Origin of the sequence: Taklimakanibacter lacteus, from assembly GCA_003576695.1 — a bacterium.
GTDB lineage: Bacteria > Pseudomonadota > Alphaproteobacteria > Rhizobiales > Aestuariivirgaceae > Taklimakanibacter > Taklimakanibacter lacteus.
Genome location: QOZQ01000002.1, coordinates 192811 through 214379, shown reverse-complemented (window position 1 = coordinate 214379; position 21569 = coordinate 192811). Strand labels below are relative to the sequence as shown.

Genomic DNA, 21569 nt, shown 5'->3' with positions numbered 1-21569 from the left:
ACATGACCATTGGTGTTTTCGATCATCCCGTGCTGGGCGGCCTTCTGGGCGATGACGAGATCACCGCTCATTTCGCCATCTCGTCCGAGATCGCGGCGATGCTCCGCTTCGAGGTGTCGCTGGCAAGGGCCGAAGCGCGGGCCGGCGTGATTCCGGCCGGCGCAGCAGAGCGGATCGCCGGCGCGGCGACGAGCTTTGCGCCCGATATCGGCAAATTGCGCGGCGCGGTCGCGATCGACGGCATCATGGTGCCGGAGTTCATCAGGCAGTTGCGCGAAAAGGTGGGAGAGCCCGCCGCACAGCGCGTCCATTTCGGCGCCACCAGCCAGGATGTCATCGATACCGGCCTGATGCTGCGCCTCAAGCCGGCGCTTGCTCTTCTCGATAGCCGCCTCGGCAGCCTGGGCAAGGCCATGGCAGCACTCGGCGGGCGCGATGGCGCCAACTCACTCACCGCGATGACGCGCATGCAGCCGGCCATCACGATTTCGGCCGGCGACCGGATCACCGCCTGGCTCAGTCCCCTCGAACGCAGCCGTGACCGGCTTGCCGGGTTCCGGCAGAACGGGCTTGTCGTGCAGTTCGGTGGGGCAGCGGGCACGCTCGACAGTCTCGGCGCCGCAAGCCTGCCGGTCAGGGTCGCTCTGGCGGCCGAGCTCGGACTCGCCGACGCGCCGCCTTGGCACAGCCAGCGCGACCGGCTGGCCGATCTCGCCAGTATCCTGTCGCTCATCACCGGCAGCCTCGGCAAGTTTGGCCAGGATGTCGCGCTCATGGCGCAAGCGGGAGCTGAGATCGAGCTCAAGGGCGGCGGGCGCTCCTCGACCATGGCGCATAAGCGCAATCCGGTCGCAGCCGAAATCCTGGTCACGCTCGCCCGTTTCAACGCCACCTTGCTGGGCGGAATGCATAACGCGCTGGTTCACGAACAGGAACGCTCAGGTTCCGCCTGGGCGCTCGAATGGATGCTGCTGCCGCAAATGCTCTGCGCCACGGGAGCCGCATTGCGGCTTGGCCTTGAGCTCACCGATGCAATCGCGCGGCTGGGTGCGGTGATGCCCGCACCCAGCCAGCAAACATAATCGCCAGATTATGGGAGGCCCTGTTGATTTCATTTTTGCAAGATCGAACGGCATGGCAGATTCGGCATCATTCAGGCCATGCAAAGAGCCGATCAAACACATGGGAGGGTTGACATGAAGCGCCTGGTTCTGGCCGTTCTGGCGGCCGCAGCTTTTCAGGGTGCGGCGCTCGCCGACACCGTCAAGATCGGCGTCATCGGACCGTTTTCCGGCCCGTTCGCCCTGCAGGGCAAGAATTTCAAGGCCGGCATCGACGCCTATATGGCGATGCACGGCACGGCGATCGGCGACGACACGGTCGAGATCATCTATCGCGACGTGCCGAAGGCGGACCCGGCGCAATCCAAGGCGCTGGCCCAGGAGCTTGTGGTCAAGGAAGGCGTGCAATATCTGGCCGGCTTCTATTTCACGCCCGACGCCATGGCGGCAGCGCCGCTGCTCGAGCAGGCCAATGTGCCGATGGTGATCATGAATGCCGCTACCTCTGCCATCGTGACCAAGAGCCCGCTGGTGGTGCGCACCTCCTTCACCATCTGGCAGACCGTGACGCCGACGGCGCAGGTCGCTTTCGAAGACGGCACCCGCAAGATCATCACGGTGGTCAGCGACTATGCGCCCGGCCATGACGCGGAGAAGGCCTTCCAGGCCGGCTTCGAGAAAGCCGGCGGCACCATCGTCGAGCAGCTGCGTCTCCCGATGGCGACGAATGACTTCTCGCCGATCATGCAGCGGATCAAGGATTCGGGCGCCGAGGGCCTGTTCGTGTTCCTGCCCTCCGGTCCACCGACGCTCGGCTTCGTGAAGGCCTACAACGAGAATGGCCTGAACAAGGCGGGTATCAAGTTCTATGCGCCGGGCGATCTTACGCAGGAGTCGGATCTCCCGGCGCTCGGCGATGCAGCACTCGGCTTGCGCACCACCTTCCACTATTCGATCGCCCATGATTCGTCCGAGAACACGGCTTTCGTCGCGGCCGCGCGCAAGGCGATCGGCAACCCGGCCGAGCTCTCCTTCCCGTCCGTCGGCGCCTTTGACGGAATGCATGTCATCTACAAGATGATCGAGGCGACCGGCGGCGAAGCCGATGCGCAAAAGGCGGTCGACGCGGTCAAGGGTCTGTCCTGGGCAAGCCCGCGTGGACCGGTCTCGATCGATGCCGAGAGCCGGCACATCACGCAGAACATCTATCTGCGCGAGGTGAGCAAGGCGGAAGACGGCAGCTACATCAACAAGGAGCTGCGCACTTTCGAGAAGCAGGGCGATCCGGGGCTCGCGGCCGCCAAATAGAAAAACAGAGATGCAGAGCGCTCTCAGCGTCGCCGTCGACGCGCTGGCCTATGGCATGGTGCTGTTCGTCATCTCGATCGGCCTGTCGGTGACGATGGGCCTCATGCGCGTGGTCAATCTCGCGCATGGCGCCTTCGCCATGATCGGCGGCTATATAGCCTCCTATGCGACGCAGATGCTGGGCATCGGCTATGCCGCCGCCATTTTGTTGGCCGTCTTCGGCACGATCGCCATCGCCATCCCGATCGAAAGACTGCTCTACCGGCGCATCTATGGCGCGCCGGAACTGACGCAGGTGCTGATGACCATCGGTATCACCTTCATGATCATCGGCATCGCCAACTATGTCTTCGGACCGACGCTCAAGACCATTCCCCTGCCAGGTGAATTGCGGGGCGCGCTCGATCTCGGCTTCCGCTCGATCGCCACGCATCGCATCTTCGCCATACTGTGCGGCCTTGCGGTGGCGGCGCTGCTGTGGTTCCTGATCGAGAAGACGGCCTTCGGGATCAAATTGCGCGCCTCCGTCGACAATGCCAGCATGGCGGCGGCGCTCGGGGTCAGAACCGAGATCATCTATGCGGCAAGCTTCGCCGTCGCGGTCGGCCTCGCCGCACTTGGCGGCGTGGTCGGCGCCGAATTGCTGCCCGTCGAGCCTTATTATGCGCTGCGCTACATGGTCACCTTCCTGGTCGTCGTATCCGTCGGCGGCGCCGGCTCGATACCGGGAGCGCTTGTCGCCTGCCTTCTCCTCGGCAGCATCGACACCGCCGGACGCTATTGGTTGCCGGAATTCGGCGAGTTCTTCTTCTATCTGTCGGTGATCGTGATCATCTGCCTGTTTCCGCGCGGGCTCCTGGGGAGAAGGGCCTGATGCGGGCCGGCCAATCGACAAGGCGGGTATCGACGGATCTTGTCGGTATTGCGGTCATTCTCGCCGCCGCCGGCATTGGCTTTCTGCTGTTCCCCGACAATCTGGCACTCCTCACGCGCATCATCGCGCTGGCGCTTCTCGTTCTGTCGCTCGATCTCGTCACCGGCTATTGTGGCATCGCGACGCTCGGTCATGCTGCACTCTATGGTGCGGGGAGCTACGCGGCCGGCGTCGCGGCGGCGCATTTTGCGATCAGCGATCCGCTTCTGATGACATTGGCCGGCATCACCGCCGGTGCTGCTGCCGGCCTCGTCTGCGGGCTCGTGATTCTGCGCGCCACCGGGCTGCCGCAGCTCGTGCTTTCGATCGCGACGGTCTATCTCTTCCATGAGCTCGCCAACAAGCTCTCCTCCTGGACCGGCGGCAGCGACGGCCTGTCCGGAATTTCGCCAAGCCCCTTGCTCGGCCTCTTCGCCTTCGATCTGTGGGGCCGCACCGCTTTTGGTTTCGGCGTCGCGCTCCTGCTTGTCGTCTTCGTCCTGCTGCGTATCCTGGCGCGCTCACCCTTCGGCATGCTGTGCCGCGGGATAAAGGAAGATCCCTTGCGCATCCGCTCCATGGGCGCATCGCCCTATCGGGCCCTGGCGAAGATGTATGTCATTTCGGGTGCCGTGGCGGGCGCCGGGGGTGCGCTCAATGCCATCTCGACCCAGGTGGTCGGTCTCGACAGCCTGTCCTTCACTTTGTCGGCCGAAGCGCTGGTCATGCTGGTGCTCGGCGGCACGGGATCACTTTACGGCGCGCTGACCGGCACCGTTCTCTTCATGCTGTTCGCCGATTTCGTCTCCGCCGCCAGTCCCTTCCACTGGCTGACCATGGTGGGCGCCCTTCTGGTCGCGATCGTGCTCTTCGCGCCCAAGGGTCTCTATGGATCGATCAGCGACTATCTCGCACGCCGCCGGGGGACCGCATGAGCCCCATCCTGGAGGCGAGAAATCTGCAGAAGGCCTTTGGCGGGCTGAAGGTGATCGATGATGTTTCCTTGCGCCTTGAGCCCGGCGACCGGGTGGCGCTCATCGGGCCGAACGGCGCCGGCAAGACGACCTTCGTCAATCTCGTTACCGGCAATCTGAGGTCCGATTCGGGCGATGTCCTGATTGGCGGGGCGAGCGTCACGCATAGCGGCCCCGCCGAGCGCGCGCACCGCGGCCTGGTGCGCTCCTTCCAGGTGACCAGGCTTTTCCAGGACATGACGGCGGAGGAGCATCTGGCGCTGGCGATCCTCGAGCGTGACGGCAAGACCCATCGCCTCGCCGGCAGCTATCGCGCCATGCCGCAAGTGATGCGCGAGATCGGCATTCTGCTTTCAACGCTTGGCCTCGGCACCGTGGCCCATCGCAAGGTGCGCGAGATCGCTTACGGCCAGCAGCGTCTGCTCGAGATCGCGCTGGCACTGGCGCTTCGACCCAAGGTGCTGCTGCTCGACGAGCCGGCGGCAGGCGTGCCGCAGAGCGACACCGGCCGCATCGAAGCCGCCCTTGCCGACTTGCCGGCTGACCTTGCGGTGTTGATGATCGAGCATGATATGGATCTCGTCTTCCGCTTCGCGCGCCGCGTGGTGGTCCTGGCGGCCGGTGCCATCATTTTCGACGGTCCGCCACAAGCGGTGACGCGCGACCAGCGCGTGCGCGAGGCCTATCTCGGGAGCTATGCCAATGTCCGCCGCGCCCATTGAGGTCAGGAAACTGAGCGCCGGCTACGGCCCCACAAGGGTACTGGAGGATGTGTCCTTCTCACTTCCCGCCGGCGCCCGGCTAGCCGTGCTCGGCCGCAATGGCATGGGCAAGACGACCTTGCTCGCGTCACTGGCCGGCCAGACACGGCGCCTCGACGGCGCCATTCACCTGAACGGCGAGGACATTACCGGCATGGCGACGGCGGCGCGCGCTCATAAGGGCCTCGGCTATGTTCCACAGGCGCGCTGGGTGTTTCCGACGCTCACGGTCGAGGAAAATCTCTTCGTCGGCCTCAAGGGGCGGCCGCGAAGCGCCCTTGCGGAGGCTTACCGGATGTTCCCGCGCCTCGGCGAGCGCCGGTCGCATCTCGGCGCGCGGCTTTCCGGCGGCGAGCAGCAGATGCTGTCGACCGCCCGCTCCATTCTCGGCCGCCCGACCGTCCTGCTGCTGGACGAGCCTCTCGAAGGCCTGGCCCCCATCATCTGCGAGGAGCTGATGGCCGCCTTCGTCACGCTGGCGCGGTCCGGCGACATGACGATCATCCTGGTCGAGCAGCGCATCAGGAGCGCACTCGACTTCGCCGACCATGTCATCATCCTCGAGCGCGGTCGTATCGCCTGGATGGGCACACCGGATGAAGTCGCACGAGAGTCGCAGGTCATCGAGCGTTATCTCGGTATCGGCGGCCTGCATTAGAGTGTGATGATTTTAGAAGCGATCGCCATCAGGATAGAGCGACCATGCTGAAAGAATCAACCCTGAAAGACCGTGCGGTGACGCTCGCGCAGGATGTTCTTCTGCACTTTGCCCATGGTGTTGAGCGGCAATTCCGGGACGATGATGATGCGTTTCGGCCGCTTGTAGTTGGCGAGCCGCTCAGCCACCGTTGCGGTGATCCCGCCTTCATCCAATTGAGTCCCCGGCTTCGCCACCACCACCGCGATGACAGCCTCGCCGAAATCGGGATGCGGCGCGCCGATGACGGCGCATTGCGCAACGCCCTCGATTTCGTCGATCACCGCCTCGACCTCGGCCGGATAGACATTGAAGCCGCCCGAGATGATGAGATCCTTGTTGCGCCCGACGATGTGGACATAGCCCCTGTCGTCCCTGAAGCCGAGATCGCCCGACATGAAATAGCCATCGGCGCGGAACTCGGCCTTCGTCTTTTCGGGCGCGCGCCAATAGCCCTTGAACACATTGGGGCCCTTGATCTCGATCTGGCCGACCTCGCCTGGCGGAACTTCCGCGCCCGTTGACGGATCGGCGATGCGGATGGACGTGCCCGGCAAGGGCAGGCCGACACTGCCCGGCAGGCGTTCGCCCTCATAAGGGTTGGAGGTGTTCATGTTGGTCTCGGTCATGCCATAGCGCTCGAGAATGGCATGGCCGGTGCGGGCTTCGAATTCGCGATGCGTCGTCGCGGCCAGGGGGGCCGAGCCCGAAATGAAGAGCCGGATGTTCTTCACCACATCGGCGGTGAAGCCGGGCTGCGCCAGGAGGCGCGTATAGAAGGTCGGCACGCCCATCATCACGCTGGCATGCGGCAGCAGCCGCAGAATCTCCTCGATGTCGAAAGAGGGCAGAAACAGCATCGAGGCACCCGCCACCGCCACGATATTCGTCGCCACGAAGAGACCATGGGTGTGGAAGATCGGCAGCGCATGAAGCAGCCGGTCATCGGCGGTGAACCGCCAGAAATCCTTCAGCACCTCGGCATTGGACCTGAGATTGCCGTGGCTCAGCATGGCGCCCTTGGACCGCCCGGTGGTCCCCGACGTATAGAGGATCGCCGCCAGATCGTCATTAGCGCAGGGATGATCGGCGAAGGATGTCTCCGCCCGCGCAAGCCCTTCGAGCAGCGTGCCGTCGCCCGCAACACCCAGCGTGCGCAGATGCTGGATGCCCAACTCGGCCATTTCGGCGGCGCGATCCGGCCGGCAGACGAAGAGCCTCGGCTCCGCATCGGCGACGAGGTAGCGCAGCTCGGCCAGCGTATAGGCCGTGTTGAAGGGGATATAGACGGCACCCAGTCTCAGGCAGGCGAGATAGAGCAGCAGGGCCTCGGCGCTCTTGTCGACCTGGATGGCGATGCGATCACCGGGCGCCACGCCCATGCCGCTCAGTATGTTGGCGATGCGCGCCGTGTCCTTGTCGACATCGCCATAGGTGATGCGCGAGCCGTCAGGCCGCTCGATGAAAGTCTTCGAACGATCGGCGGCCGCCTGCGCGGCGAAAACGGAATAGAGACTCCCGGACATTACGATGGTCGCTCGTTGTCGTGTTCAGCGCTTCGGCTTCAGGCCCGTCTCTTCGAGCAGCCCCTTGCGCTTGGCGGCATAATAATAGCCGCTCACATAATAGCGCAGCGCCTTCTTCTCATTGCCGCCGGCCACCAGATAGGCGCCGGCCAGATATTTCACGCCATATTTCAGATTGGTGTCGGCATCGAGCAAGCCCTTGGCGCCGCCGCGATAACCCATGGTGCGCGCGGTCGCGAGCTTGATCTGCATGAGGCCGAAATTGCCACGATGAGCGGCCCGCGGATTGTACTTGCTCTCACGCTTGACGACGCGGTGCACCAAGGATTCAGGAACGCCATACTCCGCGGAGTATTGCGAGATCGCCGCCAATACCTCGTCCGACGGCTCGGCATGCGCCGGGCCGATAAGGCTCAGGCTCAACAAGATGGCGGCGCAAAGGCCGATGGCTCTGCTCAAGGACACTGCCCCTCTCTCGGGAATACCGTTTGCCCCCCTTACAAAGAACCGGCCGGGGCGGCAAGCGGCTTGAAATCAGCCGCCGCGATAGCCGAATCTGACGATTCCGGTGCGCATCAAGACATACATGACGGCGAAAAGGACAAAGACGAGGCCATTGGTCAGCGCGGCCAGAGCGAAGAGCTCAGGCCCCAGGCCGAAGCGCAAGGATCCCCAGGCCACCGAGGGCAAGGTCGGGATGGCGCCCAGATTGTAGAAGGAGATTTCGAGATTGTTGAACGCGAGGATGAAGCTGATCAGGAAGGCGCCCAGGAGGCTCGGCCAGATGGTCGGCAAGGTGACTTCCCAGAAGCAGCGCACCGGCGCGGCGCCGAACACCATCGCCGCATCATCCATCTGCCAGTCATAGCGAACCAGCTGCGCCAGGATGATGAGGAAGGCGAAGGCCGTGCCTTCGACCGCATTGGCGGCAATGGCGGAGAAAAGATTGCCGGGCAGGCCCAGAAGCCGCGCATTGAAGGCGAGCGATGAAATGCCGATCAGGAGTTCCGCCACGAAGAGCGGCGCCAGGAAAGCGATCAGGATCAGACCGCGATGGCGCGATGGATAGCGCAGCACGCCAATGACGCCGGCCGTCGCCAATAGCGTCGAGACGGCGCCGCTGCCCAATCCGATCAGCAGGCTGTTGGCGAGTGCATCGGCATAAAGCGCATTGTCGAACAATTCAGCATAGGCGTCCGTGGTGAAGGACGGCGGGAAGGGCCAGACGATGTCCACGGAGAAGGACGCATAGATGACATAGAGGATCGGCGCATAGAGGAATATATAGAGCAGCCAGAGCAGCAGGCTCATCGCCCTGCGGCGCCAGGCTTCGGCGCGATCGCCGACCGACGTCATCTCGTCCCCATGCCGGTGAAGCCGCTGCGCTTGAGATTGACGGTAAGGCCCATCAGCGCCAGGACGGCGAGCGAGGCCAGGAACAGCACGACACCCATGGCCGAGCCCAGCGCCCAGGTGCCGGTCTCGCCGAATTGCTGGCCGAGGCTCATGCCGAAGGACGTGGCCCGCGGTCCACCGAGGAAGCGCGGCGTCACTGCCGAAGCGAGGCAGGGAATGAAGACCAGCACGATGCCAATGGCAGTGCCGATCCAGTTCAGCGGCCAGGTCACCTCGATGAAGGCGCGCAGAGGGCCTGCGCCATTGACCTTCGCCGTTTCGAGCAGATCGAAGTTGAAATTGACCAGCGACAGATAGATCGCCGTCACCATGAAGGGGATGAAGAGATAGACATGGCCGATGGTGGCGGCCGTCTGGGTGTACATCAGGGCAGCGATCGGCTGGAAACCCAAAATGCCGAGCGCCATGTTGATGAGGCCGCCCGGTCCCAATATGCCCTGGAGCGCCGCGATCCTGAGAATGACGCCGGTGAAGAAGGGCGCCGCCAGCAGGAGAACGAGCAGCAGGCGATAGCGTCCGCCATGGCGGGCGATGAAATAGGCGACCGGCCAGGCATAGATGAGGCAGATCAGCGAGGTGGCGAGAGCGCCCAGGCCTGAGCGCAGGAGAAAGACCAGGTAAGCGGGCTCGCGCATGAGCGTGCGGTAATTGTCGAGATTCCAGTCGGCATAGAGCTCGTAGCTCTCGGTGCGCCAGAAGCTGAACATGAAGATGGCGGCGAGCGGCAGGATCAGCGTCACCAGGATGAACAGGATGCCGGGTCCGGCGAGCAGCAGCAAAGGCGGGAAGCGCTTCATGACCTGAAACACATGCCGGAGGTTTCCGGCCAGCGCAGCGATACGGCTTCGCCAATGCCGACCTTGTGGTCGCGCGACGAGGCGCTGGCGATGAGCTCGGCGCCATTCGCCAGACTCACAATGTAATTCGCGGTCTGGCCCTTGAAGATGATGTCGCGGAGCCTGCCTTCAAGGCTGTTGCCGCTGCGATGATCGCTCCGGCCTTTGCCGGCGGCACCCGCAACTTCGATATCTTCATATTTGATGAGGAACTGCGCCTTGTCGCCGGCGGCGATGTCACCCTGATGCGGCACATGCAGCGTGTGGCCCTGCCAGGCGAAGGCCACGGCGCCGTTCTTCACGGTCTCGACGAAGCCGCTCAGCCGATTGGACTGGCCGACAAAGGTGGCGACGAATTCGGTCTTCGGCCGACGGTAGACATCATCGCGCGGCCCCACCTGCTCGAACACGCCGCCCCGCATCACCGCGATGCGGTCGCTCATCGTCAATGCCTCCTCCTGATTGTGAGTGACATAGACGAAGGGGATGTTGAGCTCTTTCTGGTACCGGCGGATCTCGACCTCCATCTCGGCGCGCAATTCGCGGTCGAGATTGGCCAGCGGCTCGTCGAGCAGCAGCATGGCGGGCCTGGCAATGAGGCCACGGGCCAGCGACACGCGCTGCTGCTGGCCGCCCGACAGCTCATTGGGATAGCGCGCCGCGAGCCCCTCCAGGCGCAGGAGCTTCATCGCCCAGCGCAGCCTTTCATCGCGCGCAGCCCGCGCCACATTCTGCATGCGCAGCGGAAAGACGATGTTCTCGGCCACGGTCTTGTGCGGGAAGAGCAGGAAATTCTGGAACACCATGCCGATGCGCCGCTTATAGGGCGGCAGCTCGGTCACATCCTGGCCCGCGACCCGGACGCGGCCCGCCGACGGGCGCTCGAGCCCGGCGATGATCCTGAGCAAAGTCGTCTTGCCGGAGCCCGACGGCCCGAGAAGCGAGAAAAATTCATCCTGGCCGATATCGAGATCGATACCGTCGACGGCCCTGATCGGACCGAAATGCCGGGAGACGGATTGAAGCGACAACGAAGCCGTCTTAAGGTCTGCGCCCGCCATCGCTTCTCCCAGTCATGCGTTGCCGCCCTCGCCCCACGGAGAGAGGATATTCGATTTAAGACGCCTCGACATCCGACCAGATGCGTTCCCATTTCTCGGGCGAGGAGGGCTGGTCGAACATATGGAGCTGGCTCGCCTCGGCGCTGCGGTTCTGGAAATAGAGCGCGATCTCGTCTTCCGACATCAGCGAGCGTATATCGACCACGCCGCCATAGCCGGTCGAGCGCACGACGCGGACATAGTTGTCCTTTTCGAGGAACATATTGATCCAGGCATGGGCGAGCTCGGTGCGCTCGGAATCGGCTTCCGCGCTCACCATCCAGGTATCGACCCAGCCGAGACCGCCTTCCTTGGGCTTCAGCACATGCTCGACATCGAAATCGACCTTGCCCTCCTTCTTCAGGACCGTGAGCTTGCGATAGCTCTCGGCGAATTCGGGCGCCGCCCACACCGTCTTGGCGCGCATCAGGCGCTCGAGCGCGTCATAATCCTGGTAGCGGGTAAGGAGCAGCTTCTTCTGCTCGATCAGCAGGCGCTTGGTCTCGGCCAGCTCGTCATCGGTGAGATTGTACGGATTGAAGGGCTTGCCGTCGGGACGCGCGCCATCCTTGGTGCCGAGCTTGGTCGCGGCCAGAATGCCCATCAAGGCGATATTTTCCTCGAAGCGCGAATTGGTGGAGAAATGGCCGGCATATTTGCTGTTGAGCAACAGCTCGATCGAGCCGATGTCCTCCTTGGCGATCATCGCCGTGTTGACGGTGATGCCATAGCCGCCCCAGCAATTGGGCGCCGCGACATTGTTCTTGCCTTCCTCATCGGCGAGCAATTTGAACTTGTCGGGATGGAAGTCGGCAAAGACGCCGCTCATATTGGTGAGCTTGCCGTAGTCGAGCGCCTTGGTCAGGCCCTGACGGAAATACAGCCGGGGCCAGAAGCCATCGGCCATCACCATGTCGAAATCCTTGGTGCCGCCGACCTTGAGCTTGTTGAAGGCTTCGGAATTGCCGTCGAAGAAAGTGGGGGCGAACTTCGCCTTGAACTTCTCCTCGAAGGCCGCGATCGTCTCCTTGATCGCATAAGGCTGCCACATCAGAAGCCGCAAAGTGGGCGTGGCGGCCTCGGCCCTGCTGATGAAGGGCCCCGGCCTGCCGAGCACCAATGAGCCCAGCGCACCGACGGTCCCTGCTTTCAACAGGCAGCGCCGGGAAAATTTCCTTTCCGTCATCATCGGCATTGTTGTCTCCTCCTGAGGGTGGCTTATTTTTATCTGCACAAATTACAACATTATTGCTAGTTAATGCAAGAAAATGCTATAAACACCACAAATCTGCGCGGAACAGGAAAATTGCGCAGGGTTTTCAAGTGACTGGGAGGCCTCCATGCTCGCCGAGGAGCGGCAAAGCCACATTCTTTCGCTGGTCAAGGCGCACCGCTCGATCTCGATCACCGACATCCAGCGCACCCTCAATGTGTCGCGCGAGACGATCCGGCGCGATCTCCTGACGCTGGCCGAGCAGCGCAAACTGCGCAAAACCCATGGCGGGGCCATTTCGCTCGAATCGCATGAGCCCGACATGGCGGTGCGCCAGACCACCAATGTGGCGGGCAAGGCCGCCATCGGCCGGCTGGCCGCCAGCATGATCCCCGATGGCGCCTCGATCCTGCTCGCGGGCGGCACCACGGTGCAGAGCGCCGCCGATCACCTGGTCACGCGCCAGGGCCTCACCATCTTCACCAACTGCATCGCGAGCGCCCTCAAGCTTTCCGGACGCAACAACAACCGGGTGCATCTGCTCGGCGGCGAGATCCAGGCACAGAACCAGGCCTGTCTCGGCCGCGACGCCACCCAGATGCTGGCCAACTACTTCGCCGATTTCGCCATCATCGGCGCCGGCGCCATCTCACCGCGCGGCACACTCATGGATTTCAGCCGCGAGGAGGCCGAACTCCACAATCTCATGCTGCAGTCGGCGCAGACGGTGATCGTCGTCGCCGACCAGCAGAAATTCGGCCGCTATGCGCCGGTGCAGGTGCAGAGCCTGGAGCGTGTGCATTATCTGGTGACCGACCGCGAGCCCGAAGCCGAAATGGCAGAAGCGCTTTCACCTTTGGGTGTCGAAGTGCTTATCGCCGGCACCGACGCCAGATGACATCAGGAGACAACAATGAAGAATGAAGACATCCGCAAGCAGATGATCGCCACCTGCATTTTCATGAACGAGCGCGGCATCAACCAGGGCACGTCGGGCAATATCAGCGTGCGCGTCGATGGCGGCTTCCTGATCACGCCGTCAGGCGTCCCCTATGACGAGATGAAGCCGGCCGACATCGTCACGATGAAGCTCGACGCCTCGCATCAGGGACCGCGCAAGCCTTCGACCGAATGGCGCTTCCATCGCGACATCATGGAGAAGAAGAAGGAAGTGGGCGCCGTCATCCATCTTCACTCCATGTTCTGCACGTCGCTGTCGATGCTGCGGCGGGAAATTCCCGCCGTTCACTACATGATCGCTGCTGCCGGCGGTCCGACCGTGCCCTGCGTCCCCTATGTGACCTGGGGCACGCAGGAGCTTGCCGACTATATCGTCGGCGCGCTCCAGGACCGCCATGCCTGCCTGCTCTCCAATCACGGCATGGTGTGCATCGGCCCCACCCTCAAGAAGGCGGCGTGGCTCGCGGTCGAGATCGAGACCCTGGCGGCGCAATATTGGCGCGCCTTGCAGATCGGCGTGCCGCATATCCTGCCCGATGACGAGATCGGCCGCGTCATGGAGAAATTCAAGAGCTACGGCCAAGTCAAAGAGAAACGCGCGCCGAGCTGCTGTTAGGATTTGGAGCCGAAGGCATGTGTAATCTCCCCTCCACTTGCTCTTCGTCATCCCGGCGAAAGCCGGGACCCATTGAACAAGTGCAGTCTGGGAAGCGCTGCTCGCGTAGAAAGATTTTAGTGGATCCCGGCTTTCGCCGGGATGACGGTGTTTGGGTGTGTGCGGAAAGGCACCACGCGTGCTGATCGGCGTCGATATCGGGACACAAAGCCTGAAAGTGGCGGTGACCGATTCCCAGCTTGCCGTGAGGGGCGAGGCGAGCCGATCCTATCAGCCCTCTTTCCCTCTCCCTGGCCGGGCCGAGCAGGATCCGCGACTATGGGAAGACGCGCTCGGTCCCGCCATTGGCGAGGCGCTGGCGAAAGCCGGCTGCCCGGCCGGCAAGGTGGGCGCCATGGCCATCTGCGGCCAGCTCGATGGCTGCATTCCCGTTGACACGAAGGGAGGGCCGCGCGGTCCCTGCCTCACCTGGATGGACCGGCGCGCCACGCAGGAGCTTGCCGACATCGATGCCGATCACCTGCATGAGCTCACCGGGATCGTCGCCGATGCCAGCCATCTCGCCGCCAAGATCCGCTGGCTCAAGCGCCATGGCGGCGATGCACGGACGGCGCGCTATCATCAGCCCGTCTCCTACATGGTCGAACGCCTCACCGGTGCGACGGTCATCGACCATGCGCTGGCCTCGACCAGCATGCTCTATGGACTCAAGACGAAAGCCTATGAGGCCTCGCTGCTCGCGGCCTTCGATGTAGCGGAAACGGAACTGCCAGCCCTCGCATCCGCCGGCGAACCGGCAGGAAAGCTCACGGCGCAAGGCTCAGCGCTCACCGGCCTGCCCGCCGGCATTCCGGTCGCGGTCGGCACCGGGGATGATTTCTCCACCGCCCTGGGCGCCGGCCTAGTCGAACCCGGGAATGTCTTGGTCGCCATTGGAACCGGCGAAGTTGTCGGCGCGGTCTTTGCCGAGCCCCGCATCGACATGGGCCGGCTTGTCGAGACCCATGCCTATCCGGCGGGCGGCTATTTCATCGAAAATCCAGGCTGGCTCGCGGGCGGCGCCGTCGCCTGGCTCAAGCGCCTTCTCGGCGTCGCCGATTTCGCCGAGATCGACCGGCTTGCCGCGACAGCGCCGCCGGGCTCGGACGGCCTTATCTTTCTCCCGGCGCTGACCGGGGCCATGGCGCCCGAATGGATCGCCGAAGCGCGCGGCTGCTTCTACGGACTGACGCCATCGCATGGCGCCCCGCATCTGGCGCGCGCGATGCTCGAAGGCTGCGGCTTCGCCATGCGCGATGTCCTGACCCGGCTCGCAACGCTGGGGGCGCGGCCAGACTCGCTGACCTTGCTGGCGGGCGGCGCCCAGAGCCGGCTGTGGGCGCAGATTCGCGCCGATATCGCCCATCTGCCGGCAACGCTTCCGCGGCATGCCCATAGTTCGGTCATCGGGGCCGCCATGCTGGCCGGCGTCGCCTCGGGCTGCTTCACGGATCTCAAGCAAGCCGCAGCACTTCTGCCGCCGCCACAAGAGCAGCTTTTGCCCGACTCGCTGGCGGCCGCGACGCTCGACCAATCCTATCAGCGCTATTTGACCCTTTTCTCAGCTCTCAAACCCCTCTTCCCGCAAGCCTGAAGCCATGCCGCAACAAGACAAGATCACCCAACTCCTCAATGGCACTTACGAAGACCCGGACGGGCTCGGCCGGCAAAGAGTGACGACGCGATCGCTCGTCATCAGGCCGAGCCTCGTCGGCATGGAGCGCGATCTCGTCAAGGCGCTCGAATTCGATTCGCATATCGCCATTATCAGCGACAAGACTACCCATGCGATCCTCGGCCGGCGGGTGGAGCAGGCTTTGTTCGGCATCCATCATGTGCAGAGCATCGTACTCCCCGATGCGCCGCATCCCGATGACGAAACGGTCGCGAAAATCCGCCAGGTGACGCGCAGTGCCGGCGCGCTGATCGCCATCGGCTCGGGCACGATCAACGATCTGTGCAAATATGCGAGCGCCCGGGACAGCAAGCCCTATGCGGTCTTCGCCACGGCGCCGTCGATGAACGGCTATACGTCGCTCAACGCCGCCATCACCGAGCATGGCCACAAGAAATCATTGCCGGCGCAGGCGCCGCGCGGCGCCTTCTTCGACCTCGCTATCCTCGCGGCAGCACCGCCTCGCCTGATCCGCTCGGGCCTCGGCGACAGCCTGTGCCGCGCCACATCGCAGGCGGACTGGCTGCTCGCCCATCTGCTTCTCGATCAACCCTACCGGCAGTTGCCCTACGCGCTTCTCCGCGATGACGAGAAGCCGCTCTTCGACCAGTCGGAGGCGCTGATGGCCGGCGATATCGCGGTCATGGAACGGCTGGTGCGCACGCTCGTCCTGTCGGGATTCGGCACCGCGATTTACGGCACGAGCCAGCCGGCGAGCCAGGGCGAGCACCTGGTCAGCCATTATATCGACATGCTGGGCGATCCCAGGCGGCCGCTCGTCTATCATGGCGAGCAGATCGGGGTCACCACATTGTCGCTGGCGCGCCTGCAGCAGGGAATGCTGAAGTCCCGGCCGACGCTGACACCCGACACCGAGACCAAGGAAAGCTTCATCGCCCGCTATGGCGATGTGCTGGGCCCATCATGCTGGGATGATTTCGCCCGCAAGCGGCTCGACGCCAAAGCCGCAGGGATGCTCAATGACCGTCTTGCCGGTGCCTGGCCGGAGATGCGCGACCGCATCGCCTCGATATCGCTCGATCCCGACTATCTGGCTACCGTGCTCAAGAATGCCGGTGCGCCCTTGACGCCGTCGGCGATTCATCTTCCACGTCCCTTCTATGAGGATGCGCTGCTGCGCTCGCGTGAGATCCGCAATCGCTACACCTTCCTCGATCTTGCGGTGAATGCGGGCAAGCTTCAGCCCGCTCTGGCAAACCTCTAATCTTTGAGAAAGCGCGAGACGATCTTCTCCTCGCCCAACAGGCCGCGCGGCCGGAAGACCAGCAAAGCGGCGAGCGCCACGCCGATGAACACGATCTGCAGGGCCGCGGCGCGCGCCTGATATTCCGCCGGCACGAAAGCGGCGAGCAGCGCACCGGACGCGCTCCACAATCCCCAGACCAGCACAGCGCCCAGCAGCGCACCCTTGTTGTTGCCGGAGCCGCCGATGATCAGCATCGCCCAGACCTGGAAGGTCATGGCCGAGACATAATTCTCCGGCGCGATGAAGCCGATGAAATGCGCGCCGATCGCACCGCCCAGCCCCATGATGGCGGAACCCAGCGCGAAGGCCTGGATGCGGAAGAGATTGGCGTTCTTGCCCAGCGACTGGGCTGCCGTCTCATCCTCGCGGATGGCGCGCAGCACCCGGCCCCAGGGGCTGCGGGTGAGGCGCTCGAGGCCATAATAGAGGAGCGCCGTGACCAGACCGACGAGCAAGAGGTTTGCCAGGTTGAAGATCACCGGCTGGTCCTCGAGGCCGGCAAAGGCGCGCGGAATGAAGCCGATACCGAAAGGCCCGCCGGTCAGCGTCTCGGCATTAAGGGCGACGAGCTGGATGGCAATGGCGATGCCGAAGGTGGTGATGGCGAGATAGTCGGCGCGGAGCCGCAAGGTGATGGCGCCAATGAGTGCCGCAGCGGCGCCTGCGACAAGCGGGGCGGCAATCCAGCCCAGCCACACCGGCAGGCCGAAGCCGCCGAAACGGCCGGCTGCATCGGGTGTGGTGAGAAGGGCCGATGTATAGGCGCCGATCGCCACGAAGCCGGCGACGCCGACATTGAACAACCCGGTCTGGCCCCATTGCACATTGAGGCCGAGGCAGATGATGCCATAGGTGAGCGCCGTTACCAGGAAGAAGGCGGCATAAGCGAGGATATCGAGCATCACTCGCGCACTCCGAATATGCCGGCCGGGCGGATGAGCAGCACCGCGATGAGGATGAGGAAGGCGATGGCGGCGCGGTAGTCGGCACCCACGACCTGGACGGCGGCGGCTTCCGCGATGCCGACGATCAGGCCGCCGAGCACCGCGCCCGGCACGCTGCCGATGCCGCCCAAAATCGCCGCGGCGAAGAGCGGCAGCAAGAGGTCGAAGCCCATGAAGGGCCTGACCTGCACCGTGATGCCGAGCATTACGCCCGCGGCGCAGGCGAGTGCTGCGCCGATCATCCAGGTGGCGCGGATGACGCGATCGACATCGACGCCCGCCACCCGCGCCAGCACCGGATTCTCCGACACGGCGCGCATGGCGCGGCCGATCGGGCTCTTCGTCATGAAGCGCTCCATGGCAACGACCAGGATCACGGTGAGAAGCAGGAGGAAGAGCTGGTCGGGGGTCAGCCTGATGCCCAGACCCAGAGGTAAGGCGATCTGGATATCGCGCGAAAAATACTTGGGCTCCGAGGTGAAGAGGAATTCAAGCAGGCTTCTGAGCGCCATCGAGGCGCCGAAGCTCGCCATCACCATGACGATGGCATTGCCACGTTGGCGCAGCCTGGCGAAGAGGATGCGGTCAAGCGCGAGAGCCACGAGGCCGGTGAGAAGAGCGGCGATCACGCCCGCCAGGATCACCGGCCAGCCGAAGGACAAGGCGCCCAGCGTCCCCGATCCGCCGACAAGGGCGCCGATCGCCGCGGTCAGCAGCAAGGTGAAATAGGTGCCCCAGGCGAGAAACTCGCCATGAGCGAAATTGGCGAAGCGCAGGATTGAATAGGTGAGCGTGACGCCGATCGCGCCAAGCCCGATGAGCGCCCCCATGATGAGGCCGTCGGCAATGAATTGCAGATTCATGCCGCACCTCGCGCCGGCGCCAGGCCCAGATAGAGTTGGCGGATCTGGGGATCACTGGCGATGTCGGCTGACCTGCCTTCATGCGCTGTTCTGCCCTCCGCCAGGATGATGGCGCGATCAGCGAGCGCCAGCGCCGCCTTGGCATTCTGCTCGACCATCACGATGGTGATGCCGCGCTTGCGGATATCGGCGAGCTTGGCGAACACCTGGCCGACAAGCTTGGGCGACAGCCCGGCCGAAGCTTCGTCCAGCATCAGGATGCGAGGCCCCGCAATCAAGGCGCGCGCCACCGCCAGCATCTGGCGCTGGCCACCCGACAGGCGGCCGGCGGCGAGGCTGCGCTGGCGATCGAGATCGGGAAAAAGCTTCAGCATCTCCTCGATCTTCGCCGCGCGCTCCGGCTTGGGCAAAATATCGGCGGCGAGGCGCAGATTGTCGGCAATGGACATCAGGGTGAAGACATTCTCGGTCTGCGGCACGAAGCCCAGGCCCTGGCGCGCCAGTAGATGCGCCGGCATGCGGGTGATGTCCGAACCGCCGAGCTTCACGGTCCCGGCGAATTTCGGCACGAGGCCGGCGATGGCCTTGATGAAGGTCGACTTGCCGGCGCCATTGGGCCCGAGAATGGTGACGATCTCGCCCGCTTTCACTGCGAGGCTGACGCCGCGCACGATGGCGGCGCCCGGCTCATAGCCGGCCGCGAGCCCTTCGATGGCGAGGAGAGGCTCGCTCATGCCGCACCGGTGCCGAGATAAGCGTCGATGACCATGGGATCGCGCACGACATCCTCCGGCATTCCCTCCGACAGCAGGCGGCCCGCGGCCAGGACGAAGACATGGCCGCAGAGCCTGGCCACCAGATCCATATTGTGCTCGATGATGAGGAAGGTGACGCCGCGCCGGTTGATCTCGAGCACGCGCTCTATGATGGCGTCGAGCAAAGCCGGGTTGACGCCGGCGCCCGGCTCGTCGAGCAGGATGATCCGCGGATCGGCCATCAGCACGCGGCCGAGCTCGAGCAATTTGCGCTGGCCGCCGGACAGCACGCGTGCCGGCTCGCGCGCCAGCCGCGCTAACCCTAAGAATTCCAGATGCGCCATCGCCTTCTCGGCATTGGCGCGCTCCTCGCCTGCGACCCGGCCCGGCATCACCCAATTGGCGAAGAGGCGTTCGCCCGTCTGCGCCTGGGCCGCCGCCAGCATGTTCTCGATGAGCGTCATCTCGGCAAAGGGCCTCGGTATCTGGAAAGTGCGGCCGAGCCCGCGGGCGAGGCGGCGATGCGCACCTTCCCGCGTGATTTCAGCCCCTTCCAGATGGATCGCGCCTTGCGAGGGCTTCAAGGTGCCGGCGATGAGATTGAACAGCGTGGTCTTGCCGGCGCCATTGGGTCCGATCAGACCGACAATGCCGCCCTTGCCGACCTTCAGCGATACGTCGGATACGACATGAGCGCCGCCGAAATGCTTCGACACGGACCGGACTTCCAGCATACCCCTTCCCCTTAAATATATGTAGCTGTTATCATTCCTCCCGCTTCATCACCAGAGGATGGATTGTTCATGGCCGCTGTCCCTGACGACAGTTTCGAGCTTTACGACCTGCGCGTGGAAGTGGTGGCGCCGGAAGGGGCCAGGCTCTATTGCGGCGCGAAGGTCGGTGATTATTTCGAGCTCAAGGGCGAGATGCTCTATCTGCCGGAGGGCCAGGGCATCTCCATCTATTCGCTCGCCTCGGTGCTGCCGCTGCTGGCCGCCAAGCAGCGCGAAACCCATCAAAACGACTGGATGACGAGCGATGCGGACATCGCCTGTCCCGATCCCAACTGCCCGAGCCGGCTGCGCATCACAAGGCTCGGCAAAAGGCGCTTCCGGCATTCCGAGACCACCGCCGTCAAGCTCGACCAACCATGACCGAGTTCTTCGACCTGCGCCCAGGCTATGCGATCTCGCGCGTCATTCGCGGCGGCTGGCAGCTCGCCGGCGGCCATGGCGCGGTCGACCGGCAGATGGCGCTCGATGATCTCATCGCCTTCGCCGAAGCCGGCATCACGACCTTCGACTGTGCCGACATCTATACCGGCGTCGAGGAGATCATCGGCGCGTTCCGCACCGCCTATCGCAACAGCCATGGGCCTGAGGCCTTGGCGCGCATCAAGGTCCACACCAAATTCGTGCCCGATCTCGATATCTTGCCGGTGATCTCGAAGCGCCATGTGCAAGCCGTCATCGATCAGTCGCTCGGACGCCTCAATATGGAGCGGCTCGATCTCGTGCAGTTCCATTGGTGGGACTATGCAATACCGGGGGCTGGCGAGGCTGCTCGCTGGCTCACGGAGATGCAGCAGGACGGCAAGATCGATCTCCTGGGCGGCACCAATTTCGACACACCGCATTCGGCCGAGCTGATCGCCCGGGGCTTTCCGCTCGCCAGCATGCAGGTGCAATATTCGCTTCTCGATGCGCGCCCGGAAAACGGCCTCGTCGCGCTGTGCCGCGCGCATGATGTCCATCTCCTCTGCTATGGCTCGGTGGCGGGCGGCTTCCTGAGCGACCGCTGGCTGGGCAAGAGAGAGCCCAAGCCTCCTTTCGAGAACCGCTCGCTCACCAAATACAAGCTCATCATCGATGATTTCGGCGGCTGGGATCTGTTCCAGGAGCTGCTCGCCACATTGCGCCGGATCGCCGATGCTCATCGAAGCGATATCGCCACCATCGCCAGCCGCGCGATCCTCGATCGCCCGCAGGTCGGCGCGGTCATTGTCGGCGCGCGCAACCGCTCGCATGTCGCCGCCAACCAGGCCATCTTCGCCCTCCGGCTGACGCAAGCCGATCATGCCGCGATCGCTCATGTGCTGCGGCAAGCCAGGGGACCTGAGGGCGATACATTCACGCTTGAGCGCGACCGAAACGGACGGCATGGGTCGATCATGAAATACAATCTCAACAAGGAGGCGTCATGACACCGCTCGGGCAAGCCGCGGCGCGCGAAGTGGTCGAGCTGCATGCCTATTTCGTCGACGTCTTCACCGGCCGCAACCGCGATTTCAGCCGCTGCGAGAAGGCCCTGGCGCTGGATATGGCGATGGTGACGCCGGAAGGCCGGCGGGTCAACCGGCCGCAGATCATCACGGCGCTCAAGAAGGCCACGGCGCGGGCCGATTTCCGCATCGCCATCCACGACATCAGACCCCTCCACGAGACCGCACAGGACATCTTGCTCCAATATGTCGAGGAACAGTATCGTGACGGCGAGACGTCAAAGCGCGTATCGGTGGCCCTGTTCGAAGCCGCCCCCGGAGCGCCCTGCGGCGTCGTCTGGCGCTATCTGCAGGAAACCTGGATCGCAGATTGACAAGAGGCGGGCAGGCCCGCCCAACAACAAGGACGGAGGAGGAAGACACA

At 63.9% G+C, this 21569-nt stretch carries 23 protein-coding genes; 13 read left to right on the top strand and 10 right to left on the bottom strand.

Going from position 1 to position 21569, the window contains the following annotated elements:
• Positions 1-2 precede the first annotated feature (2 nt).
• From DT068_RS04040 to DT068_RS04015, 6 genes are all read left to right on the top strand, one after another.
• Positions 3-1082: a 3-carboxy-cis,cis-muconate cycloisomerase gene (locus tag DT068_RS04040; RefSeq protein WP_119388497.1), complete on the top strand. Its 1080-nt coding sequence runs from the start codon at positions 3-5 to the stop codon at positions 1080-1082.
• Between the two features lie 114 nt (positions 1083-1196).
• Positions 1197-2369, top strand: a complete 1173-nt coding sequence (locus DT068_RS04035; RefSeq protein ID WP_119388496.1) for an ABC transporter substrate-binding protein — start codon at positions 1197-1199, stop codon at positions 2367-2369.
• A 10-nt stretch (positions 2370-2379) separates the two neighbouring features.
• Entirely contained in the window at positions 2380-3243 is an 864-nt protein-coding gene (locus DT068_RS04030) for a branched-chain amino acid ABC transporter permease (RefSeq protein WP_119388495.1), read from the top strand.
• The gene (locus tag DT068_RS04025; RefSeq protein ID WP_119388494.1) at positions 3243-4217 is read left to right on the top strand and encodes a branched-chain amino acid ABC transporter permease; all 975 of its coding nucleotides are present in this window, start codon (positions 3243-3245) and stop codon (positions 4215-4217) included. The genes DT068_RS04030 and DT068_RS04025 overlap by 1 nt, the downstream gene beginning before the upstream one ends.
• Positions 4214-4978, top strand: a complete 765-nt coding sequence (locus DT068_RS04020) for an ABC transporter ATP-binding protein (protein WP_119388493.1) — start codon at positions 4214-4216, stop codon at positions 4976-4978. Before DT068_RS04025 ends, DT068_RS04020 begins: the two co-directional genes overlap by 4 nt.
• Positions 4959-5675, top strand: coding sequence for an ABC transporter ATP-binding protein (locus DT068_RS04015; RefSeq protein WP_119388492.1), 717 nt, complete (start codon positions 4959-4961; stop codon positions 5673-5675). The genes DT068_RS04020 and DT068_RS04015 overlap by 20 nt, the downstream gene beginning before the upstream one ends.
• Positions 5676-5731: 56 nt before the next feature.
• On the opposite strand, the gene DT068_RS04010 is transcribed toward DT068_RS04015, so the two are convergent.
• The 6 genes from DT068_RS04010 to DT068_RS03985 all read right to left on the bottom strand — a co-directional run bounded on the left by DT068_RS04010 (position 5732) and on the right by DT068_RS03985 (position 11787).
• Positions 5732-7240, bottom strand: a complete 1509-nt coding sequence (locus tag DT068_RS04010) for a malonate--CoA ligase (protein ID WP_119388491.1) — start codon at positions 7238-7240, stop codon at positions 5732-5734.
• Between the two features lie 24 nt (positions 7241-7264).
• Positions 7265-7699 carry a transglycosylase SLT domain-containing protein gene (locus DT068_RS04005; protein WP_368904419.1) on the bottom strand — a complete coding sequence of 145 codons (435 nt, stop codon included), beginning with the start codon at positions 7697-7699 and terminating at the stop codon, positions 7265-7267.
• Between the two features lie 75 nt (positions 7700-7774).
• Positions 7775-8596, bottom strand: coding sequence for an ABC transporter permease (locus tag DT068_RS04000; RefSeq protein ID WP_368904418.1), 822 nt, complete (start codon positions 8594-8596; stop codon positions 7775-7777).
• Positions 8593-9453 carry an ABC transporter permease gene (locus tag DT068_RS03995; protein ID WP_119388489.1) on the bottom strand — a complete coding sequence of 287 codons (861 nt, stop codon included), beginning with the start codon at positions 9451-9453 and terminating at the stop codon, positions 8593-8595. Before DT068_RS03995 ends, DT068_RS04000 begins: the two co-directional genes overlap by 4 nt.
• Positions 9450-10553 carry an ABC transporter ATP-binding protein gene (locus DT068_RS03990; RefSeq protein ID WP_119388488.1) on the bottom strand — a complete coding sequence of 368 codons (1104 nt, stop codon included), beginning with the start codon at positions 10551-10553 and terminating at the stop codon, positions 9450-9452. The genes DT068_RS03995 and DT068_RS03990 overlap by 4 nt, the downstream gene beginning before the upstream one ends.
• 55 nt (positions 10554-10608) lie before the next feature.
• Positions 10609-11787 carry an ABC transporter substrate-binding protein gene (locus DT068_RS03985; RefSeq protein WP_119388487.1) on the bottom strand — a complete coding sequence of 393 codons (1179 nt, stop codon included), beginning with the start codon at positions 11785-11787 and terminating at the stop codon, positions 10609-10611.
• 145 nt (positions 11788-11932) lie between these two features.
• On the opposite strand from DT068_RS03985, the gene DT068_RS03980 reads away from it, so the two are divergent.
• The 4 genes from DT068_RS03980 to DT068_RS03965 all read left to right on the top strand — a co-directional run bounded on the left by DT068_RS03980 (position 11933) and on the right by DT068_RS03965 (position 16320).
• Positions 11933-12703, top strand: a complete 771-nt coding sequence (locus DT068_RS03980; protein ID WP_119388486.1) for a DeoR/GlpR family DNA-binding transcription regulator — start codon at positions 11933-11935, stop codon at positions 12701-12703.
• A 15-nt stretch (positions 12704-12718) separates the two neighbouring features.
• Positions 12719-13381 carry a class II aldolase/adducin family protein gene (locus DT068_RS03975; protein ID WP_368904417.1) on the top strand — a complete coding sequence of 221 codons (663 nt, stop codon included), beginning with the start codon at positions 12719-12721 and terminating at the stop codon, positions 13379-13381.
• Positions 13382-13559: 178 nt separating this feature from the next.
• Positions 13560-15014, top strand: a complete 1455-nt coding sequence (locus tag DT068_RS03970) for a xylulokinase (RefSeq protein ID WP_162913994.1) — start codon at positions 13560-13562, stop codon at positions 15012-15014.
• Between the two features lie 4 nt (positions 15015-15018).
• Entirely contained in the window at positions 15019-16320 is a 1302-nt protein-coding gene (locus tag DT068_RS03965; protein ID WP_119388484.1) for an iron-containing alcohol dehydrogenase, read from the top strand.
• Here the strand turns inward: DT068_RS03965 and DT068_RS03960 are convergent.
• From DT068_RS03960 to DT068_RS03945, 4 genes are read right to left on the bottom strand one after another with little or no spacing between them, the layout of a single operon-like run.
• Positions 16317-17264 (bottom strand): branched-chain amino acid ABC transporter permease, encoded by a 948-nt coding sequence (locus tag DT068_RS03960; protein ID WP_119388483.1) that lies wholly within the window; start codon positions 17262-17264, stop codon positions 16317-16319. The genes DT068_RS03965 and DT068_RS03960 overlap by 4 nt on opposite strands.
• Positions 17264-18169 (bottom strand): branched-chain amino acid ABC transporter permease, encoded by a 906-nt coding sequence (locus tag DT068_RS03955; protein ID WP_119388482.1) that lies wholly within the window; start codon positions 18167-18169, stop codon positions 17264-17266. The genes DT068_RS03960 and DT068_RS03955 overlap by 1 nt, the downstream gene beginning before the upstream one ends.
• Entirely contained in the window at positions 18166-18903 is a 738-nt protein-coding gene (locus DT068_RS03950) for an ABC transporter ATP-binding protein (protein ID WP_119388481.1), read from the bottom strand. Before DT068_RS03950 ends, DT068_RS03955 begins: the two co-directional genes overlap by 4 nt.
• Entirely contained in the window at positions 18900-19658 is a 759-nt protein-coding gene (locus tag DT068_RS03945; protein ID WP_119388480.1) for an ABC transporter ATP-binding protein, read from the bottom strand. Before DT068_RS03945 ends, DT068_RS03950 begins: the two co-directional genes overlap by 4 nt.
• A gap of 69 nt (positions 19659-19727) precedes the next feature.
• On the opposite strand from DT068_RS03945, the gene DT068_RS03940 reads away from it, so the two are divergent.
• The 3 genes from DT068_RS03940 to DT068_RS03930 are packed head-to-tail and all read left to right on the top strand — an operon-like array spanning position 19728 to position 21519.
• The gene (locus tag DT068_RS03940; RefSeq protein ID WP_119388479.1) at positions 19728-20078 is read left to right on the top strand and encodes a TIGR04076 family protein; all 351 of its coding nucleotides are present in this window, start codon (positions 19728-19730) and stop codon (positions 20076-20078) included.
• The gene (locus DT068_RS03935; protein ID WP_119388478.1) at positions 20075-21127 is read left to right on the top strand and encodes an aldo/keto reductase; all 1053 of its coding nucleotides are present in this window, start codon (positions 20075-20077) and stop codon (positions 21125-21127) included. The genes DT068_RS03940 and DT068_RS03935 overlap by 4 nt, the downstream gene beginning before the upstream one ends.
• Positions 21124-21519, top strand: a complete 396-nt coding sequence (locus DT068_RS03930) for a hypothetical protein (RefSeq protein ID WP_119388477.1) — start codon at positions 21124-21126, stop codon at positions 21517-21519. The genes DT068_RS03935 and DT068_RS03930 overlap by 4 nt, the downstream gene beginning before the upstream one ends.
• The last annotated feature ends 50 nt before the right edge of the window (positions 21520-21569 follow it).

Coding starts and splice junctions, on each gene's coding strand:
- DT068_RS04040 (WP_119388497.1), top strand. CDS start 3: ATGACCATTGGTGTTTTCGATCATCCCGTGCTGGGCGGCCTTCTGGGC.
- DT068_RS04035 (WP_119388496.1), top strand. CDS start 1,197: ATGAAGCGCCTGGTTCTGGCCGTTCTGGCGGCCGCAGCTTTTCAGGGT.
- DT068_RS04030 (WP_119388495.1), top strand. CDS start 2,380: ATGCAGAGCGCTCTCAGCGTCGCCGTCGACGCGCTGGCCTATGGCATG.
- DT068_RS04025 (WP_119388494.1), top strand. CDS start 3,243: ATGCGGGCCGGCCAATCGACAAGGCGGGTATCGACGGATCTTGTCGGT.
- DT068_RS04020 (WP_119388493.1), top strand. CDS start 4,214: ATGAGCCCCATCCTGGAGGCGAGAAATCTGCAGAAGGCCTTTGGCGGG.
- DT068_RS04015 (WP_119388492.1), top strand. CDS start 4,959: ATGTCCGCCGCGCCCATTGAGGTCAGGAAACTGAGCGCCGGCTACGGC.
- DT068_RS04010 (WP_119388491.1), bottom strand. CDS start 7,240: ATGTCCGGGAGTCTCTATTCCGTTTTCGCCGCGCAGGCGGCCGCCGAT.
- DT068_RS04000 (WP_368904418.1), bottom strand. CDS start 8,596: ATGACGTCGGTCGGCGATCGCGCCGAAGCCTGGCGCCGCAGGGCGATG.
- DT068_RS03995 (WP_119388489.1), bottom strand. CDS start 9,453: ATGAAGCGCTTCCCGCCTTTGCTGCTGCTCGCCGGACCCGGCATCCTG.
- DT068_RS03990 (WP_119388488.1), bottom strand. CDS start 10,553: ATGGCGGGCGCAGACCTTAAGACGGCTTCGTTGTCGCTTCAATCCGTC.
- DT068_RS03985 (WP_119388487.1), bottom strand. CDS start 11,787: ATGCCGATGATGACGGAAAGGAAATTTTCCCGGCGCTGCCTGTTGAAA.
- DT068_RS03980 (WP_119388486.1), top strand. CDS start 11,933: ATGCTCGCCGAGGAGCGGCAAAGCCACATTCTTTCGCTGGTCAAGGCG.
- DT068_RS03975 (WP_368904417.1), top strand. CDS start 12,719: ATGAAGAATGAAGACATCCGCAAGCAGATGATCGCCACCTGCATTTTC.
- DT068_RS03965 (WP_119388484.1), top strand. CDS start 15,019: ATGCCGCAACAAGACAAGATCACCCAACTCCTCAATGGCACTTACGAA.
- DT068_RS03960 (WP_119388483.1), bottom strand. CDS start 17,264: ATGCTCGATATCCTCGCTTATGCCGCCTTCTTCCTGGTAACGGCGCTC.
- DT068_RS03955 (WP_119388482.1), bottom strand. CDS start 18,169: ATGAATCTGCAATTCATTGCCGACGGCCTCATCATGGGGGCGCTCATC.
- DT068_RS03950 (WP_119388481.1), bottom strand. CDS start 18,903: ATGAGCGAGCCTCTCCTCGCCATCGAAGGGCTCGCGGCCGGCTATGAG.
- DT068_RS03945 (WP_119388480.1), bottom strand. CDS start 19,658: ATGCTGGAAGTCCGGTCCGTGTCGAAGCATTTCGGCGGCGCTCATGTC.
- DT068_RS03940 (WP_119388479.1), top strand. CDS start 19,728: ATGGCCGCTGTCCCTGACGACAGTTTCGAGCTTTACGACCTGCGCGTG.
- DT068_RS03935 (WP_119388478.1), top strand. CDS start 20,075: ATGACCGAGTTCTTCGACCTGCGCCCAGGCTATGCGATCTCGCGCGTC.
- DT068_RS03930 (WP_119388477.1), top strand. CDS start 21,124: ATGACACCGCTCGGGCAAGCCGCGGCGCGCGAAGTGGTCGAGCTGCAT.